The organism is Mangrovibacillus cuniculi, assembly GCF_015482585.1.
GTDB classification, from domain to species: domain Bacteria; phylum Bacillota; class Bacilli; order Bacillales; family R1DC41; genus Mangrovibacillus; species Mangrovibacillus cuniculi.
The window spans coordinates 2,065,281-2,081,120 of record NZ_CP049742.1 but is presented as its reverse complement, the minus strand read 5'-3'; the positions used below and the strand labels follow the sequence as shown (position 1 = coordinate 2,081,120).

The 15,840-nt window shown below is 36.9% G+C and carries 16 protein-coding genes, 2 pseudogenes and 1 riboswitch; of the genes and pseudogenes, 12 read left to right on the top strand and 6 right to left on the bottom strand.

Annotated features, from left to right (window positions below; translation table 11 throughout):
* The 6 genes from G8O30_RS10770 to G8O30_RS16280 all read left to right on the top strand — a co-directional run bounded on the left by G8O30_RS10770 (position 1) and on the right by G8O30_RS16280 (position 7,127).
* The gene (locus G8O30_RS10770) at positions 1 to 1,341 is read left to right on the top strand and encodes a bifunctional metallophosphatase/5'-nucleotidase (RefSeq protein ID WP_239672064.1); all 1,341 of its coding nucleotides are present in this window, start codon (positions 1 to 3) and stop codon (positions 1,339 to 1,341) included.
* Between the two features lie 58 nt (positions 1,342 to 1,399).
* Complete coding sequence (locus G8O30_RS10765) at positions 1,400 to 1,702, top strand: YunC family protein (RefSeq protein ID WP_239672063.1); 303 nt, start codon at positions 1,400 to 1,402, stop codon at positions 1,700 to 1,702.
* A gap of 198 nt (positions 1,703 to 1,900) precedes the next feature.
* Complete coding sequence (locus tag G8O30_RS10760; protein WP_239672062.1) at positions 1,901 to 2,998, top strand: HD-GYP domain-containing protein; 1,098 nt, start codon at positions 1,901 to 1,903, stop codon at positions 2,996 to 2,998.
* Between the two features lie 91 nt (positions 2,999 to 3,089).
* Positions 3,090 to 3,269, top strand: a riboswitch (Lysine riboswitch).
* A gap of 264 nt (positions 3,270 to 3,533) precedes the next feature.
* On the top strand, positions 3,534 to 5,105 hold the full coding sequence (locus G8O30_RS10755; RefSeq protein ID WP_239672061.1) for a Na+/H+ antiporter NhaC family protein: 1,572 nt from the start codon (positions 3,534 to 3,536) through the stop codon (positions 5,103 to 5,105).
* Positions 5,106 to 5,487: 382 nt separating this feature from the next.
* Positions 5,488 to 7,020 carry a sodium-dependent transporter gene (locus G8O30_RS10750; protein WP_239672060.1) on the top strand — a complete coding sequence of 511 codons (1,533 nt, stop codon included), beginning with the start codon at positions 5,488 to 5,490 and terminating at the stop codon, positions 7,018 to 7,020.
* A complete protein-coding gene (locus G8O30_RS16280) occupies positions 7,020 to 7,127 on the top strand; it encodes a MetS family NSS transporter small subunit (protein ID WP_420844570.1) in 108 nt (35 codons plus the stop codon). Before G8O30_RS10750 ends, G8O30_RS16280 begins: the two co-directional genes overlap by 1 nt.
* 55 nt (positions 7,128 to 7,182) lie before the next feature.
* Here the strand turns inward: G8O30_RS16280 and G8O30_RS10745 are convergent.
* A pseudogene (locus G8O30_RS10745) lies at positions 7,183 to 8,177 on the bottom strand (M23 family metallopeptidase).
* A 194-nt stretch (positions 8,178 to 8,371) separates the two neighbouring features.
* On the opposite strand from G8O30_RS10745, the pseudogene lipA reads away from it, so the two are divergent.
* Positions 8,372 to 9,294 (top strand): annotated as a pseudogene (gene lipA / locus G8O30_RS10740) (lipoyl synthase).
* A 129-nt stretch (positions 9,295 to 9,423) separates the two neighbouring features.
* On the opposite strand, the gene G8O30_RS10735 reads toward lipA, so the two are convergent.
* On the bottom strand, positions 9,424 to 10,116 hold the full coding sequence (locus tag G8O30_RS10735) for a YhcN/YlaJ family sporulation lipoprotein (protein ID WP_239672059.1): 693 nt from the start codon (positions 10,114 to 10,116) through the stop codon (positions 9,424 to 9,426).
* A gap of 112 nt (positions 10,117 to 10,228) precedes the next feature.
* Here G8O30_RS10735 and G8O30_RS10730 point away from each other — a divergent pair, with 112 nt between their 5' ends.
* On the top strand, positions 10,229 to 10,504 hold the full coding sequence (locus G8O30_RS10730; RefSeq protein ID WP_239672058.1) for a YutD family protein: 276 nt from the start codon (positions 10,229 to 10,231) through the stop codon (positions 10,502 to 10,504).
* 60 nt (positions 10,505 to 10,564) lie between these two features.
* On the opposite strand, the gene G8O30_RS10725 is transcribed toward G8O30_RS10730, so the two are convergent.
* The gene (locus G8O30_RS10725) at positions 10,565 to 10,867 is read right to left on the bottom strand and encodes a cytosolic protein (RefSeq protein WP_239672057.1); all 303 of its coding nucleotides are present in this window, start codon (positions 10,865 to 10,867) and stop codon (positions 10,565 to 10,567) included.
* 32 nt (positions 10,868 to 10,899) lie between these two features.
* Positions 10,900 to 11,166, bottom strand: a complete 267-nt coding sequence (locus tag G8O30_RS10720; protein ID WP_239672056.1) for a DUF3055 domain-containing protein — start codon at positions 11,164 to 11,166, stop codon at positions 10,900 to 10,902.
* 124 nt (positions 11,167 to 11,290) lie between these two features.
* Between G8O30_RS10720 and hepT the strand changes: the two genes are divergently transcribed.
* The gene (gene hepT / locus G8O30_RS10715; protein WP_239672055.1) at positions 11,291 to 11,746 is read left to right on the top strand and encodes a type VII toxin-antitoxin system HepT family RNase toxin; all 456 of its coding nucleotides are present in this window, start codon (positions 11,291 to 11,293) and stop codon (positions 11,744 to 11,746) included.
* Positions 11,747 to 11,749: 3 nt separating this feature from the next.
* Entirely contained in the window at positions 11,750 to 12,517 is a 768-nt protein-coding gene (locus G8O30_RS10710; protein WP_239672054.1) for a TIGR01457 family HAD-type hydrolase, read from the top strand.
* A 208-nt stretch (positions 12,518 to 12,725) separates the two neighbouring features.
* On the opposite strand, the gene G8O30_RS10705 is transcribed toward G8O30_RS10710, so the two are convergent.
* Positions 12,726 to 13,229, bottom strand: coding sequence for a phosphatidylglycerophosphatase A family protein (locus tag G8O30_RS10705; RefSeq protein WP_239672053.1), 504 nt, complete (start codon positions 13,227 to 13,229; stop codon positions 12,726 to 12,728).
* Between the two features lie 141 nt (positions 13,230 to 13,370).
* Between G8O30_RS10705 and yutH the strand changes: the two genes are divergently transcribed.
* Complete coding sequence (gene yutH, locus G8O30_RS10700) at positions 13,371 to 14,384, top strand: spore coat putative kinase YutH (RefSeq protein WP_239672052.1); 1,014 nt, start codon at positions 13,371 to 13,373, stop codon at positions 14,382 to 14,384.
* A 56-nt stretch (positions 14,385 to 14,440) separates the two neighbouring features.
* Positions 14,441 to 15,409, top strand: a complete 969-nt coding sequence (locus tag G8O30_RS10695; RefSeq protein WP_239672051.1) for a 2-hydroxyacid dehydrogenase — start codon at positions 14,441 to 14,443, stop codon at positions 15,407 to 15,409.
* A gap of 92 nt (positions 15,410 to 15,501) precedes the next feature.
* Here the strand turns inward: G8O30_RS10695 and G8O30_RS10690 are convergent, their stop codons facing one another.
* Positions 15,502 to 15,741, bottom strand: a complete 240-nt coding sequence (locus G8O30_RS10690) for a NifU family protein (protein ID WP_239672050.1) — start codon at positions 15,739 to 15,741, stop codon at positions 15,502 to 15,504.
* Between the last annotated feature and the right edge of the window lie 99 nt (positions 15,742 to 15,840).

The window sequence follows — 15,840 nt, the reverse complement described above, 5'->3', positions numbered from 1 at the left end:
ATGGAAAAGGTTTATATTTATCACACAAATGATTTACGCAGTCATTTTCAACATTGGCCAACGATTCAGAATTTCCTGCTAAACAGAAGAAAAAATCATCAAGAGGCTTCTGAATTTGCATTGTTCTTTGATATTGGAGACTTCGCAGATCGTTCTCACCCTTTTATTGAAGGTACAAAAGGAACAGGAATTCGTGAGATGATAGAAGCAACGTATGATGCTATAACTATTGGTAACAATGAAGGAATTACATTTACAAAAAATGAATTAAACGCAATGTATGAAAACTTAACGGTACCTGTCCTCCTAAATAACTTAAAAGATAATGGTACGTTACCTAATTGGGCTAGCTCCTACAAGATTTTTTCCACTAATAATGATGTGCGAGTTGGAGTTATCGGTACTACAGCTATGTATGAGACCTTTTATGCCCTTTTAGGATGGGAGATAGAAGATCCCATTCAGGTGATTCAACAATCTGTTTCGGAGTTGAATTCTCAATGTGATGTAATTGTTCTCCTCTCTCACTTAGGGATACATATGGATGAACAAATTGCAGAGTTAGATTTAGGAATTGATGTTATTCTAGGTGGGCATACACACCATATCTTACATAATGGGAAACAAGTGAAAAATACAATGTTAGCAGCGGGTGGAAAACATGGTCAGTGGATTGGGGAAATCCAGTTGGAAATATCAAGTGACAGAAAACTTTCATCTATCGTACCGAGACTATTAGACGTACAAAACTTACCGTACATGCCAGGAGAAGATTACGAATTAAAAGGTGAAAAGTCTTTAAAAAAACCAGTCACTATTATAGATAACGACCTTGAAGCTAATTGGTTTTCTACTTCTACTTTAAGTACCCTTATTGCGAGATCCATGTTACAGCATACCAATACTTCCATAGGGTTGTTTAACCTAGGAACCCTTCTAGTTCCATTAAAGAAGGGAGAGGTAACTTCTTATCATATACATCAACTTTTACCTCATCCGATAAACTATGTAACAGTAGAAGTGACTGGTAGTGAATTAAAAGCTATTTATCAAAAGTGCCAGGATCAATCACTACAACATTTTCCTTTAAAGGGACTAGGTTTCCGCGGGACGATAATGGGAGCATTTCATATAGAAGGAATGGGAGTAGGGAGTGATGGGAGAACGCTTATCACTAATGGAAATCTGGTACGTGATGATTCCATCTATACTATATCCACACTAGATGTGTTCACTTTTGGCCCCTTTTTTCCTGAAATAAAAGAAGCAGTAAAAAAGAGATATTATATGCCAGAATTTATGCGAGATGTTTTAGAGAAGTTTCTTACCACTTCTAGATGAACCAACTTCTTCGTTTTGTCATAGTGTATATAGAATGACAATAACAGGAGGTACGAAGATGGTAACCATTACTCCCATGACAATTGATGGTCATTCTTTTGTCGCTACTACGGTCCTATTGCCGAAAACAACGCTCCTAGTAGTTAGTAATGATAACGGCTATATCATGTGTGGAGCATTAGACGTTGGATTATTAAATGAAAAGCTAGCAGATAGAAAAGTAATTGCTGGAAGAGCAGTTGGTGTAAAAACCATTGAACAATTATTAAATGCTCCTTTAGAATCTGTTACATTTGAAGCTGAATCAAGAGGAATAAGTGCAGGTATGATTGGGAAAGATGCTTTGGTTAAAATGGTGTGAAAAAACGCTCTCCTTCTAGCGACGGAGAGCGTTTCCTTTTTTAAGGATAAAAATAGTTGGAAAGAAGTATTTGCCAGAATTAATAAAAAAATTACCAAAACGCCCTTTATTAATATAGTTTGCTTATATATAATAAAGAAACTTAGTAAACTTTGTCGTATTTTGTAAAAATATACATGTACTCTTAGGGAGTTTAATATGAGACTTATTTCAACTAAAATTTTGTCACCTGGTATGCAATTAGCACACCCTATTTACAACGAAAAAGGACAAGTACTTTTAAATAAAGATGTTATGTTAACAGAAAGACTAGTAAGGCGATTGAGAGAATTGAATGTTAAGTACGTATACATTCAGGATCAATTATCGCAAGACATAGAAGTAAAAGAAACGATATCATCATCTATTAGATTAGAAGCAGTACAAACGATAGAATCTACTTTTTTATCTCTTCAACAAGAGAACTTATCAGAGAAAAGCTTTCTGTTAGATAAAGATTCATCCAAGTTTAAGGGGATTATACGGACGTTGCTTTCTGAAATAAAAAGTAATCCAGACCTGTTAACTATTCTATCTGATGTTTACACATATGATTCTTATATCTTCCAACATTCGTTTAATGTGACGTTATACACGTTAGCACTTGGAATGGAACTAGGATTATCCATGGAAGAATTAGAGACACTAGGATTAGGTGCTATCCTTCATGATATAGGTAAGATTATGGTAGATGAAGATGTATTATTGAAGCCAGGTAGGTTATCTGATCATGAATTCGAACAGATAAAGAAACATGCAAATCATGGGTTTGATATATTAAGGCAACTTCATACCGTACCGTTAATTGTTGCACATTGTGCTTTTCAACACCATGAAAGGTTAAATGGCACCGGATATCCAAGAGGCTTAAAAGGGAATGAAATGCATTTATATGCTAAAATCATTGCTGTTGCCGATGTTTTTGATGCTGTTACATCTAACCGAGTCTATAGAAATGCGATGTTGCCTCATGAAGGGTTAGAAATTCTTTATTCTGGTGCTGGTACGTTGTTTGATCAAACAATCATTGAAGCATTTAGGAGAGCAATTGCCATCTATCCTAATGGAATGGTTGTAAAATTAAGTGATCAGCGTGTAGGGATTGTTTGTGGACAAAATGTTGGATTTACAGAACGGCCAATTGTAAAAATTATTGAACAAAGTGGGATGAAAGTAGAACAGCCTTATGAAATAAATCTTAAGAAAGAATTATCGGTCGTGATTAAAGAATGTCAGTTAGAATATATGGAAAGTTAAGAATACCACAATAGTACCAATTCTAGTCTTGCTAGTTTACTAGAATTATGTTACTGTTTATTCGACATGAAAATATAACGCCAAACCAGTCCGGTGGGGTAGAGGAGCAGATCGAAAGAGTAAAACGTGTGAGGATGACAACTGTGATCACGTTTAAAAGGACGATTTGCCGAAGTAGTAAAAGGAGTCACGACTTTTACTACTGGGGTTGCCTTAAATAAGGGTAACACTGTCATTATAGGGAATCCTATAATGGGGAGCTACAGATCGAGATGGAGGAATATAACATTACATAAAGTAATGGTAGGTTCTCTATCCTATCATTACTTTTTTTGTTACGTGATTAGTAACAACTCATGGTTGACCACGTGATGTGGCCTGTACTTACCTGAGTATCCTTATTATTTGTTACTATTGGAAAAGACTTTATAGATTATGTTAAAAAACATATTCAGTTGAGTGTTTTTATTTCTCCGTAATTCGTTTCAACAGTTCCCCCATGTCCATTTAATATGTTCTATGGGAGGAAAAGAAAATGGAAGCAAGTTTGTTTTCGTTGTTACCACCAGTGGTAGCAATTGTAATGGTTATTTTAACAAGGAGAGTATTACTCTCACTTGGTGTAGGGATTATTTTAAGTGCTTTGCTTTTAGAGAACTTTAATCCTATTGATTCTTTTGTTTTAATCTATGAAAAGGTTAGAGGGATTATTTTTGATGAAGGCTTTGCCTTAAATACATGGAATATGTATATTGTCTTCTTCTTATTGATTTTAGGAATTATCACGGCACTTTTATCTATTTCAGGTGGAAGCAGAGCATTTGGAGAATGGGCTTTGCAACGAGTAAAAACACGTGCTGGAGCACAAGTGATGACAGCTATTCTCGGTGTATTAGTTTTTATTGATGATTATTTTAATTCCTTAGCTGTTGGTCAAGTTGCTCGTCCAGTTACGGATCGTCACAAAGTTTCACGTGCTAAATTAGCATACATTCTAGATTCTACTGCTGCACCAATTTGTGTAGTGTCACCAATCTCTAGTTGGGGTGCTTATATTATTGGACTGATTGGAACAGTACTAGTTGCACAAGAAGTGACAGACGTTTCAGCTTTCTCCGCTTTTATGCAAATGATACCGATGAACCTATATGTTTGGGCAGCAATGATTCTTGTTTTTGTTGTGGCTCTTAGAAATCTTAATTTTGGTTCTATGGCAAAACACGAAAATCGCGCGATGCAAACGGGAGAATTATTAGATCCTGAAAAGCCAGCTGCTGGTGAAATGAAAGTGGATCTACCAGTAAGTCCTAAAGGTAAAGTAATGGACTTAGTTGCACCAATTATTGCTCTTGTTATTGGTGTAGTTGTAGCAATGTTAATAACTGGAGCTCAAGCAGTAGATGGACCATTTGATCTTTTAGCTACATTTGAGAACACAGATGTTGCTGGTTCTCTATTATATGGCGGTATTTTTGGATTAGTTGTAACAGTTCTAATGGCTCTACGTCACGTTGGTAGCGGTGAAGTAGATGGTCGTATTATTGGTAAAGGTGTTTGGAGCGGTATTCAATCCATGTTACCTGCTATCTACATTCTATTCTTTGCATGGACAATCGTAGGGTTAATAGAAGATTTAAAAACAGGCGAATACTTAGCTGGGTTAGTGCAACAAGCTAACTTACCAATTGAGCTGTTACCAGTAATGGTCTTCATCGTTGCAGGTGTCATTGCTTTTTCAACAGGTACATCATGGGGATCATTTGGTATCCTACTACCAATTGCTGGCCAGATTGCTGCAGCGACAGACATCTCTATTCTTTTACCAGCAATGGCAGCGGTTCTTGCGGGAGCGGTTTTTGGAGATCACTGTTCACCAATTTCTGATACTAGTATTTTATCTTCCACAGGTGCAAGTAGTAATCACATTGACCATGTGATGACACAGCTTCCATACGCTTTATTAGCAGCATTTGTTTCTATCATTGGGTATATTGTGATGGGATACACTAGTAGTGTAATTGCAGGCGTGGTAGTGGTATTAGTAGGTTTAGCTATTGCGATACTTATTTTAGAAAGAGTGACAAAATCACAAACAGTTACTTCATAAATAAATAAAAGAGAATGCCAATAACGGCATTCTCTTTTATTTATTTATCGAGCTATCAATGAATGGTATAGAATCGTATAACATCTGTACTAGGTAGTATTTCACTATTGTTGGGAGAAGAGGATACGTAATATAAGTGACGAACAAGATAGATATTGTAAGTTATCAACAGGTGTGGTCTAAAATGTAAAGTTAAAATTTGGATAAAAAATAAAAGAAAACACTTACATTATCAATTGCGAAAATATGCCTACATTTTTTCTGACTTTTTTAAAAATTATAGTTTACACAAGTGATACGAGCCTATATACTAAACCATAGAAATCATTAAATTGTCAGAAAAATTAAACAAGTCCAACAAAGGACGGATAAGGAGGATAAGATGGAGACAAGAGCCCAATGGGGAACACGAGCAGGATTTATTATGGCAGCGGTGGGATCAGCAATTGGTCTAGGTAATATTTGGCGTTTTCCAGCAGTAGCGTATGAAAATGGAGGAGGCGCATTCTTCATTCCATACTTATTCGCCTTGTTAACAGCAGGAATTCCACTTTTAATCTTAGAATTCACAATGGGTCATAAATACAGAGGATCAGCACCACTTACGTATGCAAGACTAAATAAGAAAACAGAATGGCTAGGATGGTGGGCAGTACTAGTAGCATTTGTTATTTCTACTTACTATTCTGTTATTATTGCATGGGCGATGAGATATAGCTTATTCTCCTTGAACCAATCATGGGGTTCAGATACACAAGGTTTTTTATTCGGTGACTTTTTAAAAATTACCGATTCACCTGGAGCAGCAGAAAGTTTTTCATTAGTACCGGGAATTTTAGTACCACTAATATTAGTATGGGTGATTACACTAGGAATCCTAGTAAAAGGTGTTAAAAAAGGTATTGAAGTTGCCAACCGTGTCTTTATTCCATTATTAGTTGTTTTATTTTTAATTATTGTTGTTAGAGCTTTAACTTTACCTGGCGCATTAGAAGGACTTAACGCATTCTTCCAACCTAATTTTGAAGTGATTGCTCAGCCAAGTGTATGGGTAGCTGCTTATGGTCAGATATTCTTTAGTTTATCGATTGCTTTTGCCATTATGATTACGTACTCATCCTACTTACCAAAGAAATCTGATATTACAAATAATGCATTTATTACCGGTTTTGCAAACTCAGGCTTTGAATTATTAGCAGGTATTGGGGTGTTTGCAGCTCTTGGGTTTATGGCTGCGCAAGCAAACTTACCAGTTTCAGAAGTTGTAGCTGGAGGCGTAGGATTAGCATTTGTAGTATTTCCACAAATCATCAATGAAATGCCATTCTTAAGTGGACTTTTCGGATTTACATTCTTCGCGTGTTTAGTACTTGCGGGGTTAACATCACTTATGTCAATAACAGAAACATACGTTGCGGCTTTATCGGAGAAATTCCAAATTTCTCGTACAAAAGCTGTTTTAGTAGGTGGTGGGGCTGCGGCCTTTTTATCTCTACTGTTTGCAACTAGAGGTGGACTATACTTCTTAGATAATGCAGATTACTTTATTAACCAATTTGGTGTTGCATTCATTGGATTAGTAGAAGTCATTGTTATCGCGTGGGTACTTAGAAAACTTGGAGTATTCCAAAATCACGCAAACGCTGTTTCTGATATTCAACTGGGTGCATGGTGGAAAATTTGCTTAGGCGTTATCACACCTGTTGTCTTAGGATACATGATGGTAATGTTATTTAAACAAAACCTACTTCGTGAGTTTGATACAGCTACAGGGAACTACGAAGGATACTCTAACTTATTTATCTTATTCGGTGGATGGACGGTTGCATCTCTTGCTATAGTTGGAGGATTCTTATTCACACTGAAGAAATGGAATTCAAATACACAGACAGATGAATACAAGGAGGTAGGATAATGACTGGTTCTGCTGTAGTAATGATGGTAGTCGGAATGGTTTTAATCTGGGGGGGATTTGCTGCTAGTATTGCAAATGCAGTAGTTAAATCTAAGCAAAACGCATAAAAAGTTGGCTGCTTCGGCGGCCAACTTTTTTATATGTGGTAGAAGTAAACGAGTTCTAGTTTTTTGGGTCGCCTTGTCTTTCCCATAAGCGTAAGTGGGGGTAGGATCAAATGACCACTCAGAAAAACCGTTATCTTTATACATTCCATAATGCAAATGAGGAGGGAATTTTCCAGATGTCCCAGGAGGACCGTAACCAGTACTACCTACTCCACCAATAATCTGCCCTGGTTTCACGGCTTGTCCCACCTGAAGTCCTTCTGCAAAACCATTTAAGTGAGCGAAATAATGATAATTGTTATGAATGTCACGGATACCAATTCGCCATCCTCCATATCTATTCCAACCTTTCATTTCAATAACGCCATACGTGGTAGCCCTTACAGGAACACTGTAATCAGCGAAAATGTCTGTACCTTCGTGAATTCTTCTGCCACCCCAACCTCTTGCATCCCCCCATGTATTGCGATAACTATAGTTAAATCGCTTTGGAAGGGGGAAAGCAGTTGCATCTAAATCAAGTGTCTGAAATGTACTATACATCTTTGCTAGAGACATAACTATTCCAACTGATCGGTCACGTTGATAATAATCCCACACGCCAATACGGAAATCATCTTCTCTAAAACCATAAGAAGATAAAAAAGTAGCTAGAGCACTTAATACATCCGTATTTGATTTCATTGAAGCTTTTCCATCACCGTCACCATCTACACCTTTTCCTTGAAAGTAAGCGATGGAAGTAGGCGATTCATCTTCTAGATTAGGATTGGTCATTCCCACCCATTCTTCTTTTGTGTAATAAACGCCAATAATTCCTTCAGGATTTGGCACGTCTGGACGAGCGTATCTTACGTTTCTCTCGTATTGATCGACAGCGGCTAGAAAATACCACGGTACTCCAGAAATACTTTCTGTTGCCTTATAAAGTTCCATACGCTTTTCATAAATTTGTTCTTGTGTTAATTCCGATAATTCACTTGCATGCGTTATACCTGCACTATAGAAAAGCGAAGTTGCGAGACAGACGCTTAGTAAAATTTTCTTCATGGTGTTCCCCCTTTAACTAGATAAGTTCTCTACATTTTTTTATCTTGTATCTAGTTTTACCTGTTTATTTATTTTCTCCCTATCAAATGTTGGTAACTACAGTTTAACTGCTTGTTTAAAGCTTTTTACTGTGATAAAGTGGCTAGAGAGTAACTCGTCAGAAGGCGAAAACGTAGAGATGGGGTTGTTCGCAATTGAGTACGAAAGAAGAACATTTACGTAAACCGGATTGGTTAAAAATAAAGCTAAATACGAATGAAAACTATACCGGTTTAAAAAAAATGATGCGCGAAAACAAATTACATACAGTTTGTGAAGAAGCGAAATGTCCAAACATACATGAGTGTTGGGCAGTTAGACGAACTGCAACATTTATGATTTTAGGTGATGTTTGTACACGCGCTTGTCGTTTTTGTGCGGTTAAAACTGGTTTACCTACGGAATTAGATCTTGCTGAGCCAGAAAGAGTTGCTGATTCTGTAGCACTAATGAATTTAAAGCATGCTGTTATTACAGCAGTTGCTCGTGATGACTTAAAAGATGGTGGGGCAGCTGTATTTGCAGAGACAGTTCGTGCCATTCGTCGTAAAAATCCATTTACAACTATTGAAGTCCTTCCTTCTGACATGGGGGAGTGGCAGAAAATCTAGAAATGTTAATGGCTGCACGACCTGATATTTTAAATCATAATATTGAAACTGTGAGACGCTTAACACCGAGAGTTAGAGCAAGAGCTAAGTATGATCGTTCTCTTGAGTTCTTAAAGCGTTCAAAGGAATTTCAACCTGATATCCCTACGAAGTCTTCTATTATGATTGGTTTAGGAGAGACGAAAGAGGAAATTATTGAAGTAATGGATGACTTACGTGCACATGATGTGGATATTATGGCAATTGGTCAATACCTACAGCCTTCTAAAAAACATCTTAAAGTACAGAAATATTACCATCCAGATGAGTTCGCTGAATTAAAAGAAATTGCGATGTCAAAAGGATTTAGTCACTGTGAAGCTGGCCCAATGGTACGTTCTTCTTACCATGCAGACGAGCAGGTTAACGAAGCTTCCAAGAAACGTCAAGCATTAGGCGAAGAAGGTCAAGGTGCATCTTCTTTATAAAAAAAGTTGAGAACCAAGTCAGAGCAGGAATGTGTTGACTTGGTTTTTTGGTTAAAAAAGAGATCAATTATAGCTTAAAACAAAATAAAAACTGTGAACTACCATTAAGTAGTCACAGTTTTCTTATATCTATTTATTCATTTCTTTACTATACTCGTCGTTATCCGTATAGTCATTTTTTTCTCCGATTGCCTCATTATTTGCATTTGTTCCTTGGTCAAGTTTATATCCTTGAGGAGAACGAGACATCATTAATTTTGCTGTGTACTCAATAAATTCATGAATGTTTTCTGTATCCGCATCTCCATTTGATGCAGACTCTAATTCACGAATTAAAGTGGGATCATCACTTACATAAACGTGGTACCAACCAGGTATTACAGAAACTGCTGTCTTTTTTACTTGGTCAGCAACTTTCTTACGTTCTTCTTCACCTGTTTGCCCCGTTTTGTAAGCAATCAATACCTCGTGATCTGTCACTAATGTTGCACAATCTTCTACATCTGGCATGGCAACATTCATCTGACTAATTGTATCTGCGACTTCTTCACGGTTGATAGTGTAAGTTGGAGTGTAAGGTTGGCTATCTCCTGGAACTGGTGATTTCTGATGACGTACAAATCCGAATTCTTCCGAATGATTTCGTGCATCTTCGGAATCATTTTCTTGGTATAGGTCGCGTTGATCACTTACATTGATCGTGTGTTGGTTTTCTTGTAAAAGGTCTTGCTTAGGTTCGTTAAATGCGGAATCCATTGAACAACCTGCCGCAAATATCGTGGTACAGGCTGCTAACATCCAAAATGGCTTTTTAGCTATCATGATTACCACCTCCTAAGTGTAGTTTGACCGAAAGTTTGGATTTTAGGTTAGTAATTGATGGGGATTCCGTTATAATAGAAGGACGATACTATGGAGAAAAGAGCGTGAAAGAATGATTACGATTCAGCAATATCAATATGACATCGTAGAGGAATTTCGAGATGCTTTTAATGAAGAAGCATTTAAGGGAAGATACAGCGATATTTTATCTAGATATGACTACATAGTTGGTGATTGGGGATACGGCCAGTTACGTCTAAAAGGGTTTTTTGATGATCAAAATCAAAAAGCTACACATGATACGAAATACAGTACAATTCAGGAGTATTTATTAGAATACTGTAATTTTGGTTGTGCTTATTTTATTTTGAAAAAAGTAGGTAAATAATCACACAAAAAACAGGTGTTTTTTTAAAATTACACCTGTTTTTCTATCCAATCGTGAATCTTATTTATTTTCCGTATAAGGCGGTTCCTCATTCTGTTTTGGATCATCATGCGTAGGATGAGCGAAAGTATCCTGCCTTGGGATATCTTGGTGCAACGTTTTATTTTCATAGTTAAAGGCACTATAATAACGTTGACCTTCTTCCCATTCTGTTGTTTTATTGACAACTGGAGTATGCTTTCCTCTAGGTGATCCGTAAGGTCCTTCAGGTAATGTCTCAGGTAAAATGAAATTTCTACCTGTTTCTACATTAGAGAAGTCTGTGTAAGGGATGTCTTCTTTGTCTTGATTGTTCTTTGACATAAAATCGCCTCCTACACATACATTCCCCAAAATTAAAGGATTTCTTGCAAGAATTCCGTTAACTCGTCTGCTTCTTCCTCCGATAACTTAAAGACATGAGCAATATAACCTTCCTCTTTTAAATCGTCTTGTCCCAAAATGGCGAAGCGACTTCCTTGCATATCAAGGACAAGCTGTTTCCCGTAATGGCGATCCGTTTGAGTAATCGCTAAATCATAACGATGATGCTCCCCCATAAAACTAACGAACCGTGTTTTAGATGTTTCTACATCATCATATAAAAAGAAACGTTCAGACATTTTTCTTCCTCCTCAGTGAATGCTATATCCAGTATAACATGTAGCGACAAAATTCTTGCTCATCGTTATGTAGAAATGCGGAATGTGGTACACTAAACTCGAAGATATAAGCAAGGGGAGTAAGATGTACTTTGTTGACCGTGAACTAATGGAAAAAAGGGTTTCTTTTCTTGAAAATGAATGTGATTTCTTACACACAATAAATAGTTTTACTGAAAATAAATTGGTAGAACGAGCAGTTGAGAGATCAATACATACAATTATTGAAGCGATTTTAGATATTGGTAATGCAATGATTGATGGATTTATCATGCGTGATCCTGGAAGTTATGAGGACATTATTGATATTATGTTAGATGAGCGTGTTATCACAAAAGACATGGAACTGCCGTTAAAAACAATTATTGGGTTGCGAAAAAACGTTGTAAATGATTATTGGAATGTAGATATAGAAGCAATTGAGCATGTAGTATTAACGAGTTTAGCAAGCGGAAAACAATTTGCAACAAGTGTAAGGACTTATTTAGAAAATGAATTGGGGCCAGTAACAGCATTTACCCCATTAGAAATAAAGGAGTAAACTATGAAGGATTATAAAGGGTATTTAATTGATTTAGATGGAACGATGTATCGCGGTACAGAAAGTATTAGAGAAGCAGTTGAGTTTGTTGGCAGACTAAAAGAAAAGAATATTCCTTATTTATTTGTGACGAATAACTCTTCTAGAAGACCAGCTCAAGTGGCTGATAAGTTAGCGAACTTCGGCATTCACGCTACAGAAGAACATGTTTTTACCACTTCTCAAGCTACCGCATCATATATGAAATCACTAAACAAAGGTGATAAAGCTTATGTAATTGGGGAAGAGGGAATTAGGAGTAGTTTAGAAGAAGTTGGCTTCACGTTAGTAGAAGAAGAAACGCCAGATTTCGTGGTAGTGGGAATTGATCGTTCCATCAATTACGAAAAACTAGCAAAAGCTTGTTTAGGAGTTCGTGCAGGTGCTACATTTATTTCTACAAATGGAGATATTGCCATTCCAACAGAGCGAGGGTTGTTACCAGGTAACGGTTCCTTAACATCGGTTGTTTCTGTTTCTACACAAGTTCAGCCAATCTTCATTGGTAAGCCAGAAGCCATTATTATGGAACAAGCACTAGCGAAACTAGGACTTCCAAAAGAAGAAGTAGTAATGGTAGGAGATAACTACGATACAGATATTATGGCAGGTATTAAAGCAGGGATTGATACGTTGATGGTTCATACTGGAGTTACTTCTCCAGATAACTTGCGTACGCGTTCGGTGCAGCCTACGTTTGCTATTTCATGTTTATCGGAGTGGGAACTGTAAATTAAGCTCGGGCAAAAGACAATAGTGACTGCACAGGGATTTCCGCTGCAATCCCAAAATTCAATCATGAGAAAGCATAATTTCTGCAATGTTATAGCTTTAAAATTAATTAGTAATGCTAAAACAGGTACATTCGTCTTATTGAATGTACCTGTTGTGATTTTCCTATTCAATTATGTTTAAGTACTTGTGCAACTATCGCTTTTCTTTATTCATTTTCCTCATGCTGATGACGATGCGCTAATCTACTAGACGCTGCCGCCGCGATTGCTCCTACAATGTCATCTAAGAAAGTATGGCATTCACCTGAATTTTTATCGTTTAAATTTAAAAGGATTCCAGGTTTTTGTTTATCGATATATCCATAATTCGTAAATCCAATCGAACCGTAAACGTTTACAATGGAAAGTGCAAGAATTTCATCTACCCCATAAAGACCTTCGTCTCGCTCAATAATTTCTTGAAGAGGAGATTCTAACATTTTCTTTTCTGCTAATATATCTAATTGAATTCCAGTAATTAATGCATTTTGGACTTCTCTTTTCGTTAACACTCTATGAACGTTTTCTACACACTCTTCCATAGATAACGACGGATGATATTTTTTCTGAAGGTACATTACTAATTCACCTATATCATCAATCGTTACTCCTCTAGATAATAACATTTCTCTTGCTACAGTTTCTAATTGCGACATTTTACGCTCAGTCATATGTGTACACTCCTTCATATAGTCTTACCTAAATAGGATTTACTTTGTAATCAAGTGTGTTACTCATTATTGTATGCTATCCATCATACTTTAGAATGAAGAGATGACGAACTGGTCTTTGCTTATGTAGAAAGGGGCGATATGATGTATGAGTCCATTTTAACAAATTATTACGATGTTAAACCAGAAGGAAAGCTACAAACAAAAGGTTATGATAGTTATTATGCCCAAGGTAAATTATATACAGTCGTAACAGTTACAAATGTAGAGGAAGAAGTGTTGATTGAACTGTATGAAATGAGCGAGCAGTTAAAACGTACAGGAGATGGATTGGTCTCTACTTTTCTCTTGTCAAAAGAGGAGACATTCCTCATTACACATAAAGAAGTAGACTACGTTGTTTTAGTGAGAAATCGAATAGATTGGCCATCTATTAATCGAACGGGTAGAAAGTTAGCCAAATTTCACATGAGAGGCCGTGCGATAGAAAGACAAATTGATCGAATGAGTAGAATGGGATTATGGAAGGATTTATGGGAAAAAAGGTTACTACAAATGGAGAAAGTCTGGACGGAACAATCTACAGTTTTACATGATAATGAATTTGATCAAACGTTTGTTCAAACTTTTCCATACTTTTTAGGGGTAGCGGAAAACGCTATTCAGTATGTAGTGGATACGGAATTAGATGAAGAACCGGACGAAGAGGATGCAGGAACTATTTGTCATGATCGTTTTTATCCAGGGATGTGGGATGGAGAGGGTTCTTTAAAGATACCTTTTGATTGGGTATTTGATCATGCCACAAGAGACTTAGCAGAGTGGATTAGATGGACTTATGAGGAGAAACAACGAGCTGGAATACCAGATATACAAAGATTTTTGCGGGATTATCAAACTGTTCAACCGTTAACACCTTTCTCATGGAGAATGTTATACGGAAGACTTCTCTTCCCGCTTCATTACATGGAGTGTGTGGAGAAGTACTACTTATCAGGTCATGATGGAATAAAGAGAGGCCTCGGAGATCAACTCCCTACCATTGTAAAACATACTAGAGAATATGAACGCTTCCTCGACGCTTTTTATCAAATTGCAGAAGCTCCGGTGTCTCAAGCTGGTTTACCATCAGTTAACTGGCTAACCTTATCGTAAACGTTTCCATCCCTTTCTTTTTTTGATACACTAAAAATGGAAAGGGAGGTTTTGTTATGCGTATTTATAGTACTCGAAAACTACCAGAAAAACATATTCAATCAATTATTCATAATATAGATGGCGTGGAAGTAGAGATGTGGCCGTACGAAGATAAGCCAATCTCTCGAGAAGAATTAGTAAAACAAGTCGAGCATGCGGATGGCTTAATCACCATGCTCTCCGATTCAATAGATGAAGAGATTCTAGCCAAAGGAACAAAATTAAAAGTTGTCGCTAATTTAGCAGTAGGCTTTGACAATATTAACTTAGAGGCTGCAAGAAAACACCAAGTAGTGGTATGTAATACACCTGATGTTTTGACAGAAACGACCGCAGACTTAACATTCGGATTGTTAATGGCTACAGCTCGTCGATTTGGTGAAGCAATTTCCTATATTAAAAACGATCAATGGAATAGCTGGTCACCTTATCTGTTAGCAGGGCAAGATATCCATCACAAAACAATTGGTATTTTTGGTATGGGTGCTATTGGAGAAGCTGTAGCAAGAAGAGCTAGAGGATTCTCAATGAATGTGCTATATCATAATCGTACGCGTAAAGAAGAAGCAGAGAAGAGTCTGCCAGCACAGTATGTCTCGCTAAACGATTTAGCAGAGCAGTCTGACTTTGTGGTATCATTAGCACCTCTAACCAATGATACGAAAAATACGTTTAATAAAGAATTTTTCCAAAAGATGAAGTCTACTGCGATATTTGTAAATGCGGGAAGAGGGCCAGTTATGAATGAGGCAGATTTGTACGATGCACTTACAACTGGGAAAATTGCTGGTGCGGGATTGGATGTATTTGAAAAAGAACCAATTGGAGCGAATCATCCGTTAGTAGGCTTACCAAATGTTGTGGCAATTCCTCACATAGGTAGTGCTTCGATAGAGACTAGAACGGCAATGATTCAATTGTGCTTTGAGAATGTTCTCCAAGTTTTACAAGGAAAAGAAGCGAAAACTCCTGTAAAGCGATAAATATAGATTAGAAAAGAAACTCATCTAAACGTAAGCCACATAACGTGTAAAGAAAAAAGTGCTGCCATACAGGCAGCACTTTTGAAAAGTAATTAGAATACTTGTTCTACTTCTACAACACCTGGTACTTCTTCTAAAAGTGCTCGTTCAATACCAGCTTTTAAAGTGATTGTAGAACTTGGGCATGTTCCACATGCACCTAGTAAACGAAGCTTTACAATACCATCTTCTACGTCAACAAGTTCGCAGTCACCGCCATCGCGAAGTAAGAAAGGACGTAACTTATCTAAAACTTCTTGAACTTGTTCAACCATAGTTGTTTGTTCTGACATCTATATCGACTCCTTTCATCTATCTTTATTATAATGATTTTAAATGAAAAAATCTATCAATTACATACAAATCTCAGAAATTGGACAACGGAAGGAGCT